The sequence below is a fragment of the Duganella sp. HH101 genome (assembly GCF_001758795.1).
In the GTDB taxonomy this organism is placed as follows: domain Bacteria; phylum Pseudomonadota; class Gammaproteobacteria; order Burkholderiales; family Burkholderiaceae_D; genus Rugamonas; species Rugamonas rivuli.
In genome coordinates, this window is sequence record NZ_LRON01000005.1 from 80,488 (window position 1) to 98,774 (window position 18,287).

General features: G+C 67.3%; 14 protein-coding genes. 6 read left to right on the forward strand and 8 right to left on the reverse strand.

The features are described 5' to 3' along the window. Positions 1-55 precede the first annotated feature (55 nt). From DUGA2_RS09985 to DUGA2_RS09995, 3 genes are read left to right on the forward strand one after another with little or no spacing between them, the layout of a single operon-like run. Complete coding sequence (locus DUGA2_RS09985) at positions 56-1,729, forward strand: MFS transporter (protein ID WP_070269157.1); 1,674 nt, start codon at positions 56-58, stop codon at positions 1,727-1,729. A 5-nt stretch (positions 1,730-1,734) separates the two neighbouring features. Then, a complete protein-coding gene (locus DUGA2_RS09990) occupies positions 1,735-2,934 on the forward strand; it encodes an HlyD family secretion protein (protein ID WP_070269158.1) in 1,200 nt (399 codons plus the stop codon). Further along, positions 2,931-4,364, forward strand: coding sequence for an efflux transporter outer membrane subunit (locus DUGA2_RS09995; RefSeq protein ID WP_070269159.1), 1,434 nt, complete (start codon positions 2,931-2,933; stop codon positions 4,362-4,364). Before DUGA2_RS09990 ends, DUGA2_RS09995 begins: the two co-directional genes overlap by 4 nt. Before the next feature lie 38 nt (positions 4,365-4,402). Here DUGA2_RS09995 and DUGA2_RS10000 read toward each other — a convergent pair whose 3' ends face one another. Genes DUGA2_RS10000 through DUGA2_RS10020 form a run of 5 tightly spaced genes read right to left on the reverse strand, consistent with a single transcriptional unit; the run spans position 4,403 to position 11,334 of the window. Further along, positions 4,403-4,861: a GyrI-like domain-containing protein gene (locus tag DUGA2_RS10000; protein WP_070269160.1), complete on the reverse strand. Its 459-nt coding sequence runs from the start codon at positions 4,859-4,861 to the stop codon at positions 4,403-4,405. A gap of 21 nt (positions 4,862-4,882) precedes the next feature. Next, positions 4,883-8,017 carry an efflux RND transporter permease subunit gene (locus tag DUGA2_RS10005; protein WP_070269161.1) on the reverse strand — a complete coding sequence of 1,045 codons (3,135 nt, stop codon included), beginning with the start codon at positions 8,015-8,017 and terminating at the stop codon, positions 4,883-4,885. Positions 8,018-8,026: 9 nt separating this feature from the next. Continuing rightward, positions 8,027-9,184 (reverse strand): efflux RND transporter periplasmic adaptor subunit, encoded by a 1,158-nt coding sequence (locus tag DUGA2_RS10010; protein ID WP_070269162.1) that lies wholly within the window; start codon positions 9,182-9,184, stop codon positions 8,027-8,029. Positions 9,185-9,196: 12 nt separating this feature from the next. After that, complete coding sequence (locus tag DUGA2_RS10015) at positions 9,197-10,639, reverse strand: efflux transporter outer membrane subunit (RefSeq protein ID WP_070269163.1); 1,443 nt, start codon at positions 10,637-10,639, stop codon at positions 9,197-9,199. Next, positions 10,636-11,334, reverse strand: coding sequence for a CerR family C-terminal domain-containing protein (locus DUGA2_RS10020; RefSeq protein ID WP_070269164.1), 699 nt, complete (start codon positions 11,332-11,334; stop codon positions 10,636-10,638). The genes DUGA2_RS10015 and DUGA2_RS10020 overlap by 4 nt, the downstream gene beginning before the upstream one ends. A 177-nt stretch (positions 11,335-11,511) precedes the next feature. Here DUGA2_RS10020 and DUGA2_RS10025 point away from each other — a divergent pair, with 177 nt between their 5' ends. Together DUGA2_RS10025 and DUGA2_RS10030 are read left to right on the forward strand one after the other, a co-directional pair. After that, entirely contained in the window at positions 11,512-12,963 is a 1,452-nt protein-coding gene (locus tag DUGA2_RS10025) for a DUF1800 domain-containing protein (RefSeq protein WP_070269165.1), read from the forward strand. 19 nt (positions 12,964-12,982) lie between these two features. Next, positions 12,983-14,260: a DUF1501 domain-containing protein gene (locus DUGA2_RS10030; RefSeq protein ID WP_070269166.1), complete on the forward strand. Its 1,278-nt coding sequence runs from the start codon at positions 12,983-12,985 to the stop codon at positions 14,258-14,260. Positions 14,261-14,425: 165 nt separating this feature from the next. On the opposite strand, the gene DUGA2_RS10035 is transcribed toward DUGA2_RS10030, so the two are convergent. The 3 genes from DUGA2_RS10035 to DUGA2_RS10045 are packed head-to-tail and all read right to left on the reverse strand — an operon-like array spanning position 14,426 to position 17,058. Beyond that, positions 14,426-15,784, reverse strand: a complete 1,359-nt coding sequence (locus tag DUGA2_RS10035) for a hybrid sensor histidine kinase/response regulator (RefSeq protein WP_070269167.1) — start codon at positions 15,782-15,784, stop codon at positions 14,426-14,428. 48 nt (positions 15,785-15,832) lie between these two features. Next, on the reverse strand, positions 15,833-16,588 hold the full coding sequence (locus DUGA2_RS10040; RefSeq protein ID WP_070269168.1) for a 2OG-Fe dioxygenase family protein: 756 nt from the start codon (positions 16,586-16,588) through the stop codon (positions 15,833-15,835). A gap of 8 nt (positions 16,589-16,596) precedes the next feature. Continuing rightward, the gene (locus DUGA2_RS10045; RefSeq protein ID WP_070269169.1) at positions 16,597-17,058 is read right to left on the reverse strand and encodes a MarR family winged helix-turn-helix transcriptional regulator; all 462 of its coding nucleotides are present in this window, start codon (positions 17,056-17,058) and stop codon (positions 16,597-16,599) included. A gap of 116 nt (positions 17,059-17,174) precedes the next feature. Between DUGA2_RS10045 and DUGA2_RS10050 the strand changes: the two genes are divergently transcribed. Continuing rightward, complete coding sequence (locus DUGA2_RS10050) at positions 17,175-18,287, forward strand: HD-GYP domain-containing protein (RefSeq protein WP_070269170.1); 1,113 nt, start codon at positions 17,175-17,177, stop codon at positions 18,285-18,287.

An 18,287-nucleotide genomic window follows, 5' to 3' on the forward strand; every position in this document is an offset into this window, starting at 1 on the left:
TGCTCGTCATTGTGCAGTTTACGCCCCGCAAAAATCGCATCAGGATCATCTGAACATGGACGTGTACGCCCCACAAGTCTGGCTTCCGCACGAGCGCCCCACGTTGCCGGGATCGCCGTCCACCCCCCTGCACACGGCCGAGCGCCGGCTGGCCTTCCTGGTCGTCGGCTTCATCGTCGCCGTCACCGGCGGCCTGGGTAACGCGCTGGTGTCGGTCAACCTGCCTTACCTGCAAGGCTCGCTCGGCGTCTACTCGGCGGAGATCCAGTGGCTGCCGGCCGCCTATGTGATGGCCAATGTGTCGATGAACCTCTTGCTGGTGAAGTTCCGCCAGCAGTACGGCCTGCGCCTGTTCACGGAGCTGTTCCTGGTGCTGTATGCGCTGGCCACCGTGGCCCACCTGTTCGTGCACGGCCTGGCCTCGGCCATCGCGGTGCGCGCCGCGCACGGCATGAGCGGCGCCGCGCTGACCACGCTCGGCTTGTACTACACGCTGCAGGCCTTCCCGGCGCAGCACCGGCTCAAGGCGGTGGTGTTCGGCATCGGCTTCTCGCAACTGGCGCTGCCGATGGCGCGCATGTTCTCGTCGGAGCTGATGGAGTTCGGCGAATGGCGCGGCCTGTACTTCTTCGAACTGGGACTGGCCTTGCTGTCGCTGGCCTGCGTGCTGGCGCTCAAGCTGCCGCCGGGCGACCGCGTCAAGGCCTTCGAGAAAATGGACTTCCTCACCTTCGGCCTGTTCGCGCCCGGCGTGGCGCTGCTGTCGGCGGTGCTGGCGCTGGGCCGCACCGTGTGGTGGTTCGAATCGCGCTGGCTGGGCCTGTGCCTGGCCGGCGCCATCGTGCTGATCGCCGCCGCGCTGCTGGTCGAGCATAACCGCGCGCGGCCGCTGCTCAACACGCGCTGGCTCAGCAACGGCAATATCGCGCGGCTGGCCATGTCGGTGCTGCTGATCCGCGTGGTGCAGTCGGAGGCCAACGGCACCGTGGGCTTCCTGCAGGCGCTGGGCCTGAACAACGACCAGATGCAGATGTTGTGGATCGTCGTCATGATCGGCACCGTGGCCGGCTTGGTGGCCAGCGCGCTGACCATCACGCCGGCGCGCATCCCGTTGCAGCTGATGTTCTCGCTGGCGGTGATGGCGGCCGGCGCCTACATGGATTCCGACGCCACCAACCTGACCCGGCCGGCCGACCTGTATGCGAGCCAGTTCCTGCTGGCGTTCGGCGGCGCCTTCTTCATCGGGCCGACGTTCGTGTCGGGCTTCGGCGCCGTGATCGCGGCGCCGAATAACCTGGTCAGCTTCTCTGTCATGTTCAGCATCACGCAGACGCTGGGCAGCCTGCTTGGCTCGGCGCTGGTCGGCACCTTCCAGGTGCTGCGCGAGAAGTTCCACTCCAGCATACTGGTCGAGCATCTGAGCTTGCTCGATCCGATGGTGGCCGCGCGCATCCAGAGCGGCGGCGCCACGGTCGGCGCGGCGCTGGCCGATCCCGCCGCCCGCAGCGCCACCGGCGTGGCGGCGCTGGGCGCGGCCGCCACGCGCGAGGCCAACATCCTGGCCTACAACGATGTCTTCCTGATGATTACCCTGGTGGCGCTGCTGACACTGGCGTGGATGCTGGGCCGCTATCTGTGGACGGTGTGCGTGGTCTGCCCGGGCAGCCCGGCGCACAACGCACAAACCGGCATGGCCAATGTCTCTCTCAACAATTCCGGATCACGCTGACCCCTATGGCTGACAATACTCCCGACAATTCCTCCTCTTCCGAAACCCGCGTGGCGGCGGTGGCCGCCGCGGCTGCGGCGGCAGCCGTTGCCGCAGCCGCGCCGGTGGCGCCCGCGCCCGACCGGCGCGCGCAGATCATTTCGGCGATCGCGTTTTCCCTGGTGGCCCTGGTCGGTGTGCTGATCGTGCTGTATGCGTGGCGGCTGCCGCCGTTCAGCAGCGCCATCGTCTCCACCGAGAACGCGCTGGTGCGCGGCCAGGTCACGCTGATCGGCACCCAGTTGCCCGGCTACGTGACCGATGTGCGGGTGCAGGATTTCCAGCAGGTGAAGCAGGGCGATTTGCTGGTGCAGATCGACGACCGCATCTACCAGCAGCGCTACGAACAGGCGGAGGCCCAGCTGGCCGCGCAGAAGGCGGCGCTGGCCAACTGGGAGCAGGCCCGCCGCACGGCGGAAGCGGGCGTGGCGCTGAACCAGGCCACGCTGGCCAACGCGGAAGCGCAGGCCGCCAAGGCGGTGGCCGATTTGAGCCGCGTGAATTCGCTGGCGGCCGACGGTTCGCTGTCGCTGCGCGAGCAGGATTCGTCCAAGGCGGCCAAGGCGCAGACGGCGGCGGCGGTGTCGCAGGCGCGCGCCAGCCTGGAGATCGCCCGCCAGCAGGTGCAGTCGGTGGTGGTGAACAAGCTGTCGCTGGCGGCGGCCGTGGCGAATGCGACGGCGGCGCTGAAGGCGGCCAAGGTGGACCTGGACAACACGCGCATCACGGCGCCGGAAGACGGCCAGCTGGGCCAGGTCACGGTGCGCAAGGGCGCGTACGTCAACACGGGCGCGCAGCTGATGGGGCTTGTGCCGCGCCAGCTGTGGGTGATCGCCAACCTGAAGGAGACGCAGATGAACGGCGTGCAGGTCGGGCAGAGCGCCACCTTCAAGGTCGATGCGCTGGATGGCGCGCAGCTGACCGGCCAGGTGGAGCGGATCTCGCCGGCCACCGGTTCGGAGTTCAGCGTGCTGCCGGCCGATAACGCGACCGGCAACTACGTGAAGATCGCGCAGCGCATTCCGGTGCGCATCCGCATCGATGCGGGGCAGGCCAAGGCGCATCGCCTGGCGCCGGGTATGTCGGTGGTGGTCAGCATCGATACGTCGGCGGTACTCAACGATTCGGCCGCCGCGCCGGCCAAGACCGCCGGAGCCAAGCCATGAAGCTGCGCGTGAGATCGGCGCCGAGGACGGCGGCGGTCGCGCTGGCGCTGGCGCTGGCCGGCTGCGCGGCCAAGGCGCCGCCTCCGCCGGCAGCGTCCTTGCAGACGCCGTCCGCCTGGCGCACCGCCGCCGAAACAGGGCAGGGCGCCGTCGTCTCCGCGCAATGGTGGCAAGCCTTCGGCGATCCGGCGCTGAGCGCGCTGGTGGCCGCAGCGCTGGAGCATAACGGCGACCTGGGCATCGCCCGCGCGCGCGTGGCGCAGTACCGCGCGCTGGTCGGCGTGGCCGCCGCCGGGCAGAAGGCCAACGTCTTCGTCGACACCGCGCCGACCCGCACGCGCCAGCTGGCCTACAACGGCATGCCCTACGTCACCAACGTCTACCAGGCCGAGTTCCAGGCCAGTTATGAAGTCGATGTGTGGGGCCGGCTGGCTGCGGCCACCGACGCCGCCACCGCCACCTATCAGGCGGAGCAGGCCAACGCCGATGCGGCTGCGTTGTCGATCGCCGCCACCGTGGCCTCGGGCTATCTGAACCTGCGCGGCCTGGATGCCCAGCTGGCGTTGATCGAAGCGACGCTGAAGCTGCGCGAAGAATCGCGCGACCTGGCCAAGCGGCAGTTCGATGTGGGCTACAGCTCGCGGCTGGAGTGGCTGCAGGCGCAAGCTGAATATCAAACCACGGCCGAGCAGGTGCCGCAGCTGAAGCGCTCCATCTTCGAGCAGGAAAACGCGCTGTCCATCCTCACCGGCGGCAATCCGGGGCCGGTCGCGCGCGGCCTGGAGCTGGCGCAGCTGCAAGCGCCGCCCGTCCCCGCAGGCCTGCCGTCGGAACTGCTGCGTCGGCGTCCCGACATCGCCCGCGCTGAATTCAACCTGGTCGCCGTCAACGCCAACCTGGCCGCCACGCGCGACCAGCTGCTGCCGTCGTTCAAGCTGACGATGGTGGGCGGTGTGCAGAATTTGAAATGGCACGATTTCGTCAACGCGCCGACCGCTTTGTGGCGCTTGACGGGGGCGGTCGCCGCGCCGGTGTTCGAGGGCGACCGCGTGCAGCACCAGACCGATGCCGTTGCCGCGCAGCGCGACCAAACGGTTTATGCGTACGAGAATGCGGTGCGCACGGCGTTCGCGGAAACCGACAACAGCCTGGGAGCGCTGGCGCGCTTGAAGGAACAGGCGGTGCAGAACGACGCGCGCCGCGCCACGGCGGCCGAGACGCTGCGCATCGCGCACAACCGCTATCGCAACGGCTACGCTTCGTATCTGGAGGAGCTGGATGCCCAGCGCACGCTGTACAACGCCGACGTGGGACGTTTGCAACTGAAGACGCGCACGCTGGTGGCGTCGGTGGATTTGTACCGCGCCATGGGCGGCGGCTGGACGGCGCCGCCGGACCCTCGTCGTTCCCGCGAAGGCGGGAATCCATAGGCCGCGTGCTCATCGCCGCAGCATGGCGGGAATGACGATTACTTGACCGGGATGCACAGCTCCGCTTCGAACACGCCGGTGGCCGGGTCCATCGCATAGTCGGCCGGATAGCGTTCGAAGCAGGCGCCCGCGTCGGCCTTGCCTTCGGCGTGCAGCTGGCCGAAGAACTCGCCCCACATCTGCGGCACCTGGTCGCCGGTGCCCTTGAACTTGGCGACCGCGTAGCGGCCGGCCGGTATCGTCGCTTCCTTCGCCGGGTCCTTGATCGGATACTCGGCGGAGACTTCGACGCAGGCGTCGTAGCGGCACTGCTCCGGCGGCGTGGTGCTAGGGTCGTCCTGCGCCACGCCGTAGGTGACTTTGTTCACCAGGCCGTAGGCTTTCTGCCACGGCGTGAACACTTCCTTCCAGAACTCGCCGATCGGCGCACCGAACGGACCCTTGTAGCGCAGGTAGGCTACGCGTACCGCGGGCAATTCCTTGACTTCATATTCCATATCGATCTCCTTGAGTTGGTGTCAGTGGCCGCCGCCCGCGATCTTGCGCAGCGGTGGGGCGCTTTCTTCAGGGGCCGGCGCCGGCTGGCGGCGCAGCATGCCCATCAGGCGTTTCAGCAGATGTTCCAGATCGTCGATGTAGGTGAACACGGCCGGTATCACCAGCAGGCTCAGTAACGTCGACGTGATCAGGCCACCGATCACCGTGATCGCCATCGGCGAACGGAAGCTTGGATCGGCGCCCCAGCCCAGCGCCAGCGGCATCATGCCGGCGCCCATGGCGATGGTGGTCATCAGGATCGGACGGCTGCGCTTGTGGCAGGCGTCGACCAATGCTTCGAAACGGCTCATGCCTTCCTGACGCGCCAGAATAGCATAATCAACCAACAAGATTGAGTTTTTCGTAACGATCCCCATCAGCATGATCAGGCCTATCATCGACGGCATCGACAGCGCGCGGCCGGTGATCAGCAGCGCCACGAAGGCGCCGCCTATCGACAGCGGCAGGGCGAACAGAATCGTCACCGGCTGCATGAAGTCCTTGAACAGCAGCACCAGCACGCAGTAGATGCAGACCACGCCGATCAGCATGGCCAGGCCGAAGCTGGCGAACAGCGCCGCCATCTCCTGGGTGTCGCCCAGTTCCGCGATCTTCACCGACGGCGGCAGGTTCTTCATCGTCGGCAGCGCGCGCGCTTCCTCGTTCACCTCGCCCAGCGAGCGTTTGCCCAGCTCCACTTCCAGCGTGACGTTGCGGCTGCGGTTGAGGCGATTGATCTGCGCCGGGCCGCTTTCCATCGTGATGGTGGCGACGGTGGCCAACAGCACCGGACCGTTCTTGCCCGGCACCGTCAGGCGGCCGATGGCTTCCAGGTCGGCGCGCACGGCGTCCGGCAGCTTGACGCGGATCGGCACCTGGCGTTCCGGCAGGTTCATCTTGGTCAGGTCGGTGTCGTAGTCGCCTGCGGTGGCGACGCGCACCGTCTGGCCGATCGAGGCCGCGGTCACGCCCAGGTCGGCGGCCTTGGCGAAGTCCGGCGTGACGATGATCTCCGGACGCACCAGCGAGGCGCTGGAGCGCACGTTGCCGACGCCTTTGAGGGTGCGCATTTCGCGCTCCACTTTTTGCGCGGTTTCCTTCAGCGCCACCGGATCTTCACTGCGCAGCACCAACTGCATCTTGACGCCGTTGTCCGGCGGGCCCACCTTGAAGCGGGCGCCGGGAATGGCGTCAAGCTTGTGGCGGATGCTCGCTTCCAGGTCGGCCATCGATTCCTTGCGGTCGTTGCGGTGCGCGGTGGTCAGCGTCAGCACGGCGTTGCGGGCTTCGGCCGCGGTGCCGGGTGCGAAGGCGTCGCCGCTGGAGCCGCCGCCGATGGAGCTGAATACGGCCTTGATGCCTTTGACTTCCATCGCGGCCTTGCGGGCGCGTTCGGCGATCACGCTGGTTTCCGCCAGCGTGGAGCCGGGCGGCAGTTCCAGGTTGATCTGGGTCTGGGCGCGGTCGGCCGGCGGCACGAAGCCGGTCGGCAGCAGGCCGACCAGCATGATCGAACCGACGAAGAAGGCCAGCGAGGCGATCGCCGTCACCAGGCGATGCCTCAGGCACCAGCGCATCACGCGGATGTAGCGCGTCATCAGCCAGCCGTCTTTTTCCTCGCCGTGCATGATGGGCTTGAGGATGTAGGCGGCCATCATCGGCGTCAGCAGACGCGCCACCACCAGCGATGCCAGCACCGCCACCACGGCGGTCCAGCCGAACTGCTTGAAGAACAGGCCAGGCACGCCGCCCATGAAGGCGGTCGGCAGGAACACGGCGACCAGCGCGAAGGTGGTGGCGATCACCGCCATGCCGATTTCGTCGGCCGCTTCCATCGCCGCTTCCATCGGGGTTTTACCCATGCGCAGGTGGCGCGCGATGTTTTCGATTTCGACGATGGCGTCGTCGACCAGCACACCCACCACCAGCGCCATCGACAGCAGTGTGACGGTGTTGAGGGTGTAGCCGAACAGGTACAGGCCGAGGAAGGCCGGCATCACCGACAGCGGCAGCGCGGCGGCGGCCACCAGCGTTGCGCGCCAGTCGCGCAGGAACCACCACACCACCAGCACGGCCAGGATCGCGCCTTCGTACAGCAGCTCCATCGAGCCTTCGAAGTTTTCCTCGACCGGGAAGGCGTTGTCGATCACCTGCTTCAGTTCCACGCGCGGATAGCTCTTGGCCAGTTCGTCGATGGCGGCGCGCGCGCCCTTGGCGACGTCCATTTCGCTGGCGCCCTTGGTGCGGAAGATTTCAAAGCCGATCACCGGCACGCCGTCCTGCAGGGCGATGGCGCGCGGTTCGGAGACGGTGTCGGTGACGGTGGCAACCTGGTCGAGACGCACGCGGCGTCCGTCCGCCAGCGGCAGTTCGACGGCCGACAGCTCGGCCGCGCTCTGCACGGTGGCGATGGTGCGCACCGATTGCTCGGCGCCGCTGACGTCGCCGCGTCCGCCCGGCGCTTCCTTCTGCACCAGACGCAGTTGACGCGAGACGTCCAGCGCGGACACGCGCAGGGCGGCCATGCGGGCGTCGTCGAGCTCCACGCGGATCTCGCGTTTCACGCCGCCGACACGCTTGACCGCGCCCACGCCGGGTACCGACAGCAGGCGCTTGGAGACGGCGTTGTCGACGAACCAGCTCAGCTCCTGGTTGTCCATCTTCTCGCCGGGCGCCTTGGAGGCGGCGGCGGTGAAGGTCATGATCACGCGGCCGGCGGTGGAGGCCTTGGTCACGGTCGGATCGCGCAGCTCGGCCGGCATGTCAGCCTTGACGCGGGCCACGGCGTCGCGTACTTCGTTGACGGCGTCGGAGATCTGCTTCTCCAGGATGAATTCCACGACGGTGGTGGACACGCCGTCCAGCACCGTGGTCGAGATGTTCTTCACGCCTTGCAGCGTGGCGACCGAGTCCTCGATCTTGCGCGCCACTTCGGTTTCCAGCTGGGCCGGCGCGCTGCCGTCCAGCGTGGCGGTGACGGTGACGATGGGCAGTTCGATGTCCGGGAAGTCCTGCACCGGATTGGCCTTGAAGGCCAGCAGCCCGGCCAGCGTCAGCAGCGCGAACAGCATGATGGCCGGGATCGGGTTCTTGATCGATAGGGAGGAAAAATTCATGGCCTGTCCTTACTTCGCGGCCAGCTTGGCGGCCGGCGCGGTGTCGGCGACATTGCTGACCAAATCGCCGTCGTTGAGGAAGCCGGCGCCGCGCACCACCACCTGCGTGTCGGCGGTCAGGCCGCCGAGCACCTCGATGCGGTCGCCCAGGCGGCGGCCCGGCTGCACCTTGATCTGGCTGACGTGCTGGTTGGCGTTCAGGCGGAATACGAAGCTGAAGCCGTCGCGCACGACGATGGCTTGCTGCGGCACGGTCATCGCGTCGGAGGTGCCCAGTTCGAACTGGCCGCTGGCGAACATGCCGGCCTTGAACGGCGCGTCCTTGCTGGCGGCGGCCGGCGGCAGGTCGACGTAGACCAGCGCGGAGCGGGTCTGCATGTCGACGGTCGGCGCGATCATGCGCACCTTGCCCGTCACTTCGCTGCCGTTGGCGGCCTTGACGACGGCGCCGGTGCCGACCTTCAGGTTGCGCAGGTCGGCCGCCACCACTTCGGCGCGCCATTCCAGGCGGCCCTGGCGGATCATGCGGAACAGTTCCGTGCCGGAGCCGATCACCGCGCCGACGGTGGCGGCGCGGGACGAGATGATGCCGCTGTCCGGCGCCACCACCTTGGTGTACTTGAGGCGCAGCTGCTGGCTCGCCAGCGCGGCCTTGGCCGAGGCGATGCGGGCGTTGGCGGTTTGCTCGGCCGTGGCGTATTGGCTCAGCTGCTGCGCGCTCAGCGCGCCGGAGTTTTGCAGCGTGCGGGCGCGGGCGGCGTTGGCGACGGCGTCGGCGGCGTTGGCTTCGGCCTCCATCAGCGCGGCCTTCGATTGGGCCAGGTCGGCCTCCACGGTTTCGGCGGAGAACACGGCCAGCACATCGCCGGCCTTGACCACGTCGCCGACGTTGACGCGCACTTCCGCCAGGCGCAGGCCGGTGGACTGGCTGCTGACGCTGGCCTCCTGCCAGGCGGCGACGTTACCGTTGGCGGCCAGCTTGATCGGCAGGCGCGCGGCGGACGGCTTGGTGGTGGTCACGGTCAGCGCCGGCTTGGCGGTTTCCGCTTTCTTGTCGTCGGCCGCTTGCGTGGAGGCCGGGTAGAACGCCAGGCCGGCGCCGCCGACGACGAAGACGGCCAGCAGTGCGCAGGCGACAGGTTTCAAATGGGTTTTCATATTTTTCATGATGGGCACAGGTTAGTTGGCGCTGACGACGGCGGGGGCGCCGTCGGCCGGGGCGGTCCAGCCGCCGCCGGCGGCGCGGTACAGCGCTACCCAGGCGGCGCTGCGGTCGCGTTGCAGGTTGATGACGGTTTGTTCGGCGGCCAGGCGCGTGCGGCGCGCGTCCTCCAGTTCGAACAGGCTGGCCAGCCCGTTCTTGTAGCGGTCTTCGACGGCGGTGAAGTTGACGCGGTAGCCGTCCAGCGCGGCCTGGGCTTCGCCGCTGCGCTGGCCGGTGGCGTCCAGGTTGACCAGCGCCTGTTCCACTTCGCTCACGGCCTGGCGCACGGCGGCGCGGTAGCTGGAGACGGCGGCGTCATAGCGGGCGCCGGCCGCGTCGACGTTGGCGCGGCGCTTGCCGGCGTCGAACAGCGGCAGCGTCAGCGCGACCGGGCCGATGGTCCAGGTGTCGGTGCCGGTGTTGACGCCGCCGGCGCGGAAGTTGCCGTAGCCGATGGAGCCGGACAAGGACAGGCGCGGATAGCGCTGCGCCTGGGCGTTGCCGACATCGGCGCTGGCGGCCGTCACTTCGCGCTCGGCGGTGAAGACGTCGGGGCGCTGGCTCAGCGTGCGCGCCGGCAGTTCGGCGATGGCGATGGATGGCGCGCCGGCGGCGGCGCCGGCGGCCAGCGCCGCGCCGTCGGCGAGCTTGCGGCGCAGTTCCGGTTCGGCGATGGCGGTCAGCGCCACCAGCGACTTGACGTTGATGTCGCAAGCCGCGCGCTGGGCGAGGTAGCGGTTGTTGCCGTCGGCCGCGCTGGCGCGCGCCAGCGCCAGGCTGGCCGTCGACTGGAAGCCGGCCTTGGCGCTCAGCTCCGTCAGGCGGGCGGTGTCGGTGCGGGAAGCGGCATCCTGCCTGGCCACGGCCAGCAGCTGTTCGCAGGCGCGCAGGCCGTAGTATTGGTTGGCCACTTCGGCCGCAACGGAGACGCGGGCGTCGTGCCAGCCGGCGTGGGCGCTGTCGAGGCGTGCTTGCGCGGCGTCGCGCGCGGCGCGGTTGGCGCCGAACAGGTCGATCTCCCACGACGCCTGCAGGGCCGCCTGCGAGGTGGTCCCCGTCGGCATGGCCGATTGCTGGTTGCTGCGGCTGGCGCTGGCCGATGCGTTCAGCGACGGCGCCAGCGCGGCGCCTGCGGCCACACGCTCGGCGCGCGATTGCGCGATGCGCGAACCGGCCGTGGCGATGGTCGGGCTGACCGTTTGCGCGGACTCGATCAGCTGCACCAGCAAGGCGTCCGCCTGGCGGCTCCACCAGCTGGCCAGGTCGGCCTGGCTGCCGTTATGGGGCAGTTGCGTCGGCAGCGGCGCCTGCCACTGCTGCGGCGCCAGCGCGGCCACGTGCGGCGCGGGCGCCTGCGTGGCGCAGGCGCTCAGCGACGCGGCGACGGCCAATGCCGCCGCGCGTAGGATTATTTTCATGCTTTCCCTCGTTGAAGTTTGGATTTCTCGGCCAGCACCATGGCTTCGGCATAGCCGACCAGATGCTGTCTCCAGGTGTCGATCGCCTCCGGCGTGGACAGCAGATGGGGCGTGATCGCGGCGATGATGTCGCGTCCCACCATGATCTGCACGGCCATGCCGGCGATGGCGTAAGTCAGCCGGTGGACATCGTCGGTGGGCTTTTCAAGGCCCAGGTGACGGCTCAATACTTCGACCATCGCCAGATGTTCCGGCTTGATGTTGTTGTTGATCTCCTGCTCCCACAGCCCTGTGGGTTCCAGCATTTCGCGGTAAAACAGACGCACCATCAATTGCGCATCTTCGCCCGCGATCAGCGGCATCAGCATCTGCCGGTAGAAGCCTTCCAGCGACTCCCGCAGCGTGAAATGCGGCTGGGCGAACATCTCGATATGCTGCGGCTCCGGTTGGCACATGAAGCTGAAGCAGGCCTGGTACAAGCCGGCCTTGTCGCCGAAGTAGTAGCTGATCGCGGCGACGTTGGCATTGGCCGCCTGGGCGATCTCGCGGGTCGAGGTTTTGGAAAAGCCCTGCGCGGCGAACAGGCGCATGGCAGCTTGCAGCAGCCGCTCGCGCGATTGCTCGCCATCCGAACGTGGCTTGCGGCCGTCGTCGGCGGGCTGGCTGGTATCGATGGAAGTGGGTTTGGCATTCATGGGCGGCATTACATCACACAATTTAAACAATTGATATAACTAAATCGATTGTTTAATTTATTTGTGAGGCAACGCATTCCAGCCGCTTACAGCCGCTTACAACCGATACATGGCAGTCGTTTGAGGCAGCGGAATATTGTTATATAAAGTAAATATATTTTTCGACCGGAGCTCGCCATGAAGCTTTTCCGCTGGATCGCCGTGGCCGCCGTGGCCGCAAGCGCAGTCGCCACCGCCGCCGAGCCGTTGACGCCGGAGCAGGCGGCCGCCCATGTGTTGAACCGCGTCGCCTACGGCCCCAAGCCGGGCGATGTCGAACGGGTGGCGCAGATGGGCGTGCAGCGCTACATCGAGGCCCAGCTCAACGCCGGCGCGCCGTTGCCGCCGGCATTGAACGCGCGCCTGGCCGGCCTCGATGCGGTGCAGGAGCCGGCCGGCGTGGTGCTGCGGCGCTTCCTGGAAGTGCGCGGCATGGCGAAGAACGAGTCGGACGGCGACCAGGCCAAACGGCGCGAAGTGATCGCCGCCATCGGCCGGCAGACGGCGGAGGCGCGCATCGTCCGCGCCATCGACAGCCCGAACCAGCTGGAAGAGGTGATGGTCGATTTCTGGTTCAACCACTTCAACGTCTACGCCGGCAAGGGCGTGGACCGCGCGCTGATCGCCAGCTACGAGCGCGATGCGATCCGTCCCTACGCGCTGGGGAATTTCCGCGACCTGCTGGGCGCCACCGCCCACCATCCGGCCATGCTGTACTACCTGGACAACTGGGTCTCCACCGCCGACGGCTACGTCCCGCGCGGCAAAAAGCAGGGCGGCCAGAAGGCCAGGAGCAGCGGCCTGAATGAAAACTATGCGCGCGAGCTGATGGAGCTGCACACCATGGGCGTGGACAGCGGCTACACGCAGAAGGATGTGACGGAACTGGCGCGCATGCTCACCGGCTGGACCTACGACAACCGCGAGCTGGTGGCGCGCAACCGCACCTTCCACTTCGACGCCGCGCGCCACGACCGCGACGACAAGGTCTGGCTGGGCCGCCGCGTCAGGGCCGGTGGCCAGGAGGAGGGCGAGTATGCGCTGGACGTGCTGGCGATGCTGCCGGCCACCGCGCATCACCTGAGCTTCCAGCTGGCGCAGTACTTCGTGCAGGACCAGCCGCCGCCTGCGCTGGTGGACCGCATGGCCAAGACCTACATCGACAGCAAGGGCGATATCCGCAGCGTGCTGCGCACCCTGTTCGCCAGCGCGGAGTTCATGGCGCCGGAGGCCGTGGGCGCGAAGTTCAAGACGCCTTACCAGTATGTGATCTCGGCCGCGCGCGCCGGCGGCGCGGCGGCGCCGGACATCAAGCAGACGCTGGGCGTGCTGACCCGTCTCGGCATGCCGCTGTACGGCTGCCAGACGCCGGACGGCTACAAGAACACGCAGGAAGGCTGGCTCAATCCCGATGCGCTGAGCCGCCGCATCGCCTTCGCCACGCAGCTGGCGCCGGAGCTGGACGTGCAGGCCTTGCAGGCGACATTGGCTGGTTCGATCTCGGCCAGGACGCAGGGCGCGGTTGCCGCCAGCCCCGCGCCGCTGCGCGCGGCCATGCTGCTGGGCAGCCCCGATTTCATGCAGCGCTAATCATTCGACGGAGACCGCCATGCAACGCAGAGATTTCCTCAACACGCTGGCCGCCGGCGCCGGACTGGTGATACCGCTGGGCCGTCACGCGTGGGCGGCGACGTCCGCCGCGCCGAAGGCCGACGCCAACGGCCGCAAGCTGATCGTCGTCATGCTGCGCGGCGCGGTGGATGGCCTGAACGTGGTGGCGCCGGTGGGCGACGCCAACTATGCGCGCCTGCGTCCGACCATTGCGCTGGCCCGGCCGGGCGACGACAACGGCGCGCTGAACCTGGACGGCTACTTCGGCCTGCACCCGGCACTGGCGCCGCTGCTGCCCTTGTGGGAGCAGAAGAAGCTGGCCTTCATCCATGCCAGCGGTTCACCGGACGCCACGCGCTCGCACTTCGACGCGCAGGACTACATGGAATCGGCCACGCCGGGCATCAAGAGCACGGCGGACGGCTGGATGAACCGGCTGGTGGCGGCACTGCCCGGCGCCACCACGCCGACGCGCGCGCTGAGCATAGGCCCGACGATGCCGCGCATCCTGTCGGGGCGTGCGGCGGCGGTCAACCTGGCCAACGGCGCGGCCGGCACCAGGGCCAATGTGCTGGACCGGCCGGCGGTGGGCAAGGCCTTCGACCAGCTGTACGCGGACAATCCGCGCTTCGGCGCCGCCTACCAGCAGGGCCAGGACGCGCACAGGGAAGTGATGGACGCGGCGGCCGGCAAGATGGGCGGCGGCGGCATGGGCGGCATGATGTCGGCGGAAATGCAGGCCGCGAACGGCGGCGCGCCGCTGCCCAACGGCTTCCCCGACGATGCGGCGCGGCTGGCGGGGCTGATGCGCAACGATCCGAATATCCAGCTGGCCTTCGTGGCGCTGGGCGGTTGGGACACGCACGCCAGCCAGGGCGCGGCGCGCGGCCAGCTGGCCAACCGGCTGCAGCCTTTGGGGCAGGGACTGGCGCTGCTGGCGCAGCGACTGGGGCCGCTGTTCGAGCAGACCACGATCGTGGTGATGTCGGAGTTCGGCCGCACCGCGCGCGAGAACGGCAACGGCGGCACCGACCATGGGCACGGCAATGCGATGTGGGTGCTGGGCGGTGGCGTCAGCGGCGGCAAGGTGCTGGGCGATTGGCGCGGCGTCGGCGACGCGGACTTGAACGAGGGGCGCGACCTGCCGGTGACGACGGACTTCCGCAGCGTGCTGGCCGCCATCGCCGAGCGTCATCTGCTGTTGAGCGACAAGCAGCTGGTGCAGGTGTTCCCGTCGCTGCCGCGCGGCGGCAGGCTCGATCTGCTGCGCGCCTAAAAAGCCGGGCAAAAAAAACGCCCGCTACCTTGACGGTGCGGGCTGAATTCCAATGTTCAGCGAACGGTTGGAGGAGACAGTTCCAACTATATGCCAGTTCATGTTGCGGTGCAATACCGTAGAACTACGGTGTCTAAGCTTCTACAGTATTAAAAAATCAAAGTTCTATGCTGCACTGCGTTGCGGCAGCGCCAGCGTGAACGTGCTGCCGTGGCCGAAATCGCTGTTGAAGAACAGCGAACCGCCGATCAGGTTGGCCAGGTTCTGGCACAGGTACAGGCCCAGGCCCGCGCCTTCCGCGTGCCGCGTCGAAGTGGAGTCCAGCTGCGAGAAGGCCTGGAACAACTTGGCCTGGTCTTCCTCGCGGATGCCGGCGCCGCTGTCGGCCACCGAGAACTCGACGATGTTGTGGCCGTCGCCGGGCCGCTGCGTCAGCGCCACCTTGACCGTGCCGGCCTCGGTGAACTTGATCGCGTTGTTGGCCAGGTTGAGCAGGATCTGCGTCAGCGCGCGGCGGTCGGTTTCCAGCACGATGGCGTCGCCGGCCAGCTCCACTTCCAGTCCCAGCCCCTTTTGCAGCGCCAGCGGGCGCAGCGTGTCGACCACGTCGTTGACCAGGTGCTGGCACTGCACGGTCTCCAGCTCCAGCGTGACCTTGCCGGCCTCGATCTTGGCCACGTCCAGGATGTCGTTGATCAGCGAGAGCAGATGGCGCGCGCTGGTGCGGATGGTGTTGAGCTGCTTGTCCTGCTCGGCCGTCAACGGGCCGGGTAGCTTCATCAGCAGCGCGCCGGTGAAGCCGATGATGGCGTTGAGCGGCGTGCGCAGTTCGTGCGACATGTTGGCGATGAAGGCCGACTTCATGCGGCTCGCCTCGGCCAGCTCCAGGTTCTTCAGCGCGATTTCGCGGTTGATGGTTTCCAGCTCGCCGGCGTGGTGCGCCAGCCGCATATTCAGTTCGATCACCTGGCGCTCGCGCGCCTGCAATTCGCTGTTGACCTGCACCGCCTGTTCGTAGGTGGAGATCAGCAGGTCGAGGATCTGCTGGCGCTCGGCGTTGATGAAGTGCTTCTGGTCGCCCAGGTAGAGGGCGATGCCGATCTCCATGTTCTGGTTCTTGCGCAGCTTCTGGTTCATCAGCATGTGGCCGATGCGGTTCAGCAGGTAGTCTTCGGCGTAGGGCTTGCGGATGAAGTTATCGGCGCCGCATTCGATGCCGCGGATGATGTCCTTGGGGTCCATCAGCGACGTCACCAGGATCACCGGGATTTCGCGCAGTTCCGGGTCGGCCTTGATGGCGCGGCATAGCGCATAGCCGTCCATCTCCGGCATCACGATATCGGACAGCACCAGGTGCGGTTTGCGTTCGCGGATGGCGTCCAGCGCCAGCTGGCCGTTGGCGGCGACGCGGGCGCCGTAGCGCATCGACTGGATCAGGCGGCGCAGGCGCTCGGCCTGGGTCGGGCTATCCTCGACGATGAGGATTTCGATCTCTTCGGGCTGAATTTCGTAGCTGGTGTCCACGGACCACCCTCCTGAATGCTGATATTTTCTGTTGTGACTATATCGGATTTAGTCTTTCAGGGGGGGACTTTCCTGTCCCTGGAAGCCACCCGCGCGCCAGGTCAGCACCAGCGTGTCGCGGTGGCCGTGCTCTCCCAGCGGCTGGATCGGCGTCGATTCATGGATCACCGTCGCATCGTCGAGCAGCAGCATGGTCCACGGTTCGGTCATCGTGAAGCGCTTGCCGTTCGGGCCATCGGCTTCGAAGATGCGAGTCTCTCCGCCCTTGATCTGCTCGCGGCCGATCAGCAGCACGGCGACGAAGTCGACGCCGTCGCGGTGCGCGCCTTCCGGCGTCGGCCGGCCGATGCCGTCGGTGGTGTCGATGCGGAACTGGTGCGCTTCAACATACCACGGGGCGGTGCTGCGCCGCGCTGCGCTGCACAGCTGGCCGATGCCGCGCACCAGCGCCTGCCACGCCGGCTGCGCCACGGTGGCCGGCTGCATCGGTTCGAACAGGCGGTTCATGCCGCCGTGCAGGGCGTTGTATTCGAGCGGCTGCCAGTGGGCGCGGTGCGCGGTCTGCGTCAGTTCGGCGCCGTTCTGCACGAAGCAGGAATGGCGGCGGCGCCGATAGCGGCCGCCGTCCTTCAGGTAGTTGTCCAGTTCCAGCGCGTTCCAGCTGGGGACCAGCGCGTCCAGCTGCGCCAGCGTCACGCCGGCCAGCGCCGCCACGTCCTGCGGCGGCATGACCGCGTAACCGTCCTTGCGCAGCGCTTCGGCCACATGGCGGGGATGGGTGAAGATCGGATTGGAAGTCGTCATCGGCGCTCTCAGTTGGCGGACATCAGGCTGGCGCGCAGCGCGTCGAGCTGCTGCTTCATGCCCACCACTTCATCCAGCGTGCACTTGGTCGCTTGCAGGATGGACGGCGGCAGCTTGGCCGCTTCGTGGCGCAGCGCGTCGCCGTGCGGCGTCAGCGAGATGATGACCTGGCGCTCGTCGCTGGCGGCGCGGGTGCGGGTCAGCAGCTCGGCCTGTTCCATGCGCTTGAGCAGGGGCGTCAGCGTGGCCGAGTCGAGGAACAGGCGCTCGCCCACTTCCGACACGGTCAGCTCGTTTTTCTCCCACAGCACCATCATCACCAGGTACTGGGAATAGGTCAGGCCGAGGCCGCGCAGCAGTTTGCGATACAGCTTGCTCATCGCCAGCGACGTCGAATACAGGGCAAAGCACAGCTGGCCGTCCAGTTGCGGCGCGGCGGCGGAGGGAGCGGGGGTAGTTTTGGTATCCATGTCCCTAGTATAGATAGCGCACTATACAATTGCAAGCTAGCGGAGAAAAAATGTTTTGCGGGAAAATTCCCTCGGTTATGATGCTGGTAGAGACCAATATCGGGGAGTAGCGGCAGATGAACATCAAAAAGGCCATCGTGCTCATCGTCGATGAGGCGCCGGACAACCTGATCTTGATGAATGGGCTGCTGCAGGACCAGTACGAGGTCAAGCTGGCCAACAACGGCCGCGCGGCGCTGGCGATCATGCAACAGGTGCCGCGCCCGCATCTGGTGGTGCTGGACACGGCGCTGCCGGAAGTGGACGGCTATGCCGTTTGCCAGCAGCTCAAATCCAGCCCGGATACGGCCGACATCCCTGTCATTTTCCTGCAACAGCGGGCCGACGAGGCGCGCGCCTTCCTGGAGGGCGGCGCGGATGTCGTGCTCAAGCCGGTCGCCGGCGAGGTGTTGCGCGCACGGGTGGACACCCAGCTGCAGCTGCGCCATTCGCGCGAACTGCTCAAGCAGCAGCGCAACCTGCTGGAGCACGTGGTCGAGGAAGTGACGGCGGAACTGAGCCAGATGCTCGACGCCATGATCTGGGCGCTGGCCTCGCTGGCCGAAACCCGCGAGTACGAAACCGCCAACCACCTGCGCCGCGTGCAGCACTATATCGCCGCGCTGGGCCGCCAGCTGCAGACGCATAACCGCTTCAAGGAAGAGCTGAGCGATGCGAACATCAAGTCGCTGTTCAAGGCCGCGCCGCTGCACGACATCGGCAAGGTCTCGATCCCGGACGCCATCCTGCTCAAGCCGGACCGCCTGACCGACGAAGAATTCGCCGTCATGAAGATGCACACGGTGTACGGGCGCGACGCCATCGCCAACGTCGAGCAGCATCTGGGCTACACCAACACCTTCCTGCGCTACGCGCGCGAGATCACGTATTCGCACCAGGAGAAGTACGACGGCTCCGGCTATCCGCAAGGCCTGGTGGGCGATGCGATCCCGATGTCGGCGCGGCTGATGGCGGTGGCCGACGTCTACGATGCCCTCATTTCCAAGCGCGTCTACAAACCGGCCTTCACCCATGAAACGGCGATGGAGATGATACGCCAGGGCAGCGGCGAGCATTTCGACCCCGACGTGGTCGACGCCATGCTGACCGTCGAGGAGGAGTTCATGGCCATCGCCGAACGCTATGGCGATCTGCCGGCGGCCGCCACCGTGCCGGATATCGCGGAATAG

Excerpts from the sequence above, each read along its gene's own strand:
- DUGA2_RS10010 (WP_070269162.1), bottom strand. The coding sequence starts at position 9,184 with ATGAAAAATATGAAAACCCATTTGAAACCTGTCGCCTGCGCACTGCTG.
- DUGA2_RS10015 (WP_070269163.1), bottom strand. The coding sequence starts at position 10,639 with ATGAAAATAATCCTACGCGCGGCGGCATTGGCCGTCGCCGCGTCGCTG.
- DUGA2_RS10040 (WP_070269168.1), bottom strand. The coding sequence starts at position 16,588 with ATGACGACTTCCAATCCGATCTTCACCCATCCCCGCCATGTGGCCGAA.
- DUGA2_RS09990 (WP_070269158.1), top strand. The coding sequence starts at position 1,735 with ATGGCTGACAATACTCCCGACAATTCCTCCTCTTCCGAAACCCGCGTG.
- DUGA2_RS10030 (WP_070269166.1), top strand. The coding sequence starts at position 12,983 with ATGCAACGCAGAGATTTCCTCAACACGCTGGCCGCCGGCGCCGGACTG.
- DUGA2_RS10000 (WP_070269160.1), bottom strand. The coding sequence starts at position 4,861 with ATGGAATATGAAGTCAAGGAATTGCCCGCGGTACGCGTAGCCTACCTG.
- DUGA2_RS09995 (WP_070269159.1), top strand. The coding sequence starts at position 2,931 with ATGAAGCTGCGCGTGAGATCGGCGCCGAGGACGGCGGCGGTCGCGCTG.
- DUGA2_RS10020 (WP_070269164.1), bottom strand. The coding sequence starts at position 11,334 with ATGAATGCCAAACCCACTTCCATCGATACCAGCCAGCCCGCCGACGAC.
- DUGA2_RS09985 (WP_070269157.1), top strand. The coding sequence starts at position 56 with ATGGACGTGTACGCCCCACAAGTCTGGCTTCCGCACGAGCGCCCCACG.
- DUGA2_RS10025 (WP_070269165.1), top strand. The coding sequence starts at position 11,512 with ATGAAGCTTTTCCGCTGGATCGCCGTGGCCGCCGTGGCCGCAAGCGCA.
- DUGA2_RS10005 (WP_070269161.1), bottom strand. The coding sequence starts at position 8,017 with ATGAATTTTTCCTCCCTATCGATCAAGAACCCGATCCCGGCCATCATG.
- DUGA2_RS10050 (WP_070269170.1), top strand. The coding sequence starts at position 17,175 with ATGAACATCAAAAAGGCCATCGTGCTCATCGTCGATGAGGCGCCGGAC.
- DUGA2_RS10045 (WP_070269169.1), bottom strand. The coding sequence starts at position 17,058 with ATGGATACCAAAACTACCCCCGCTCCCTCCGCCGCCGCGCCGCAACTG.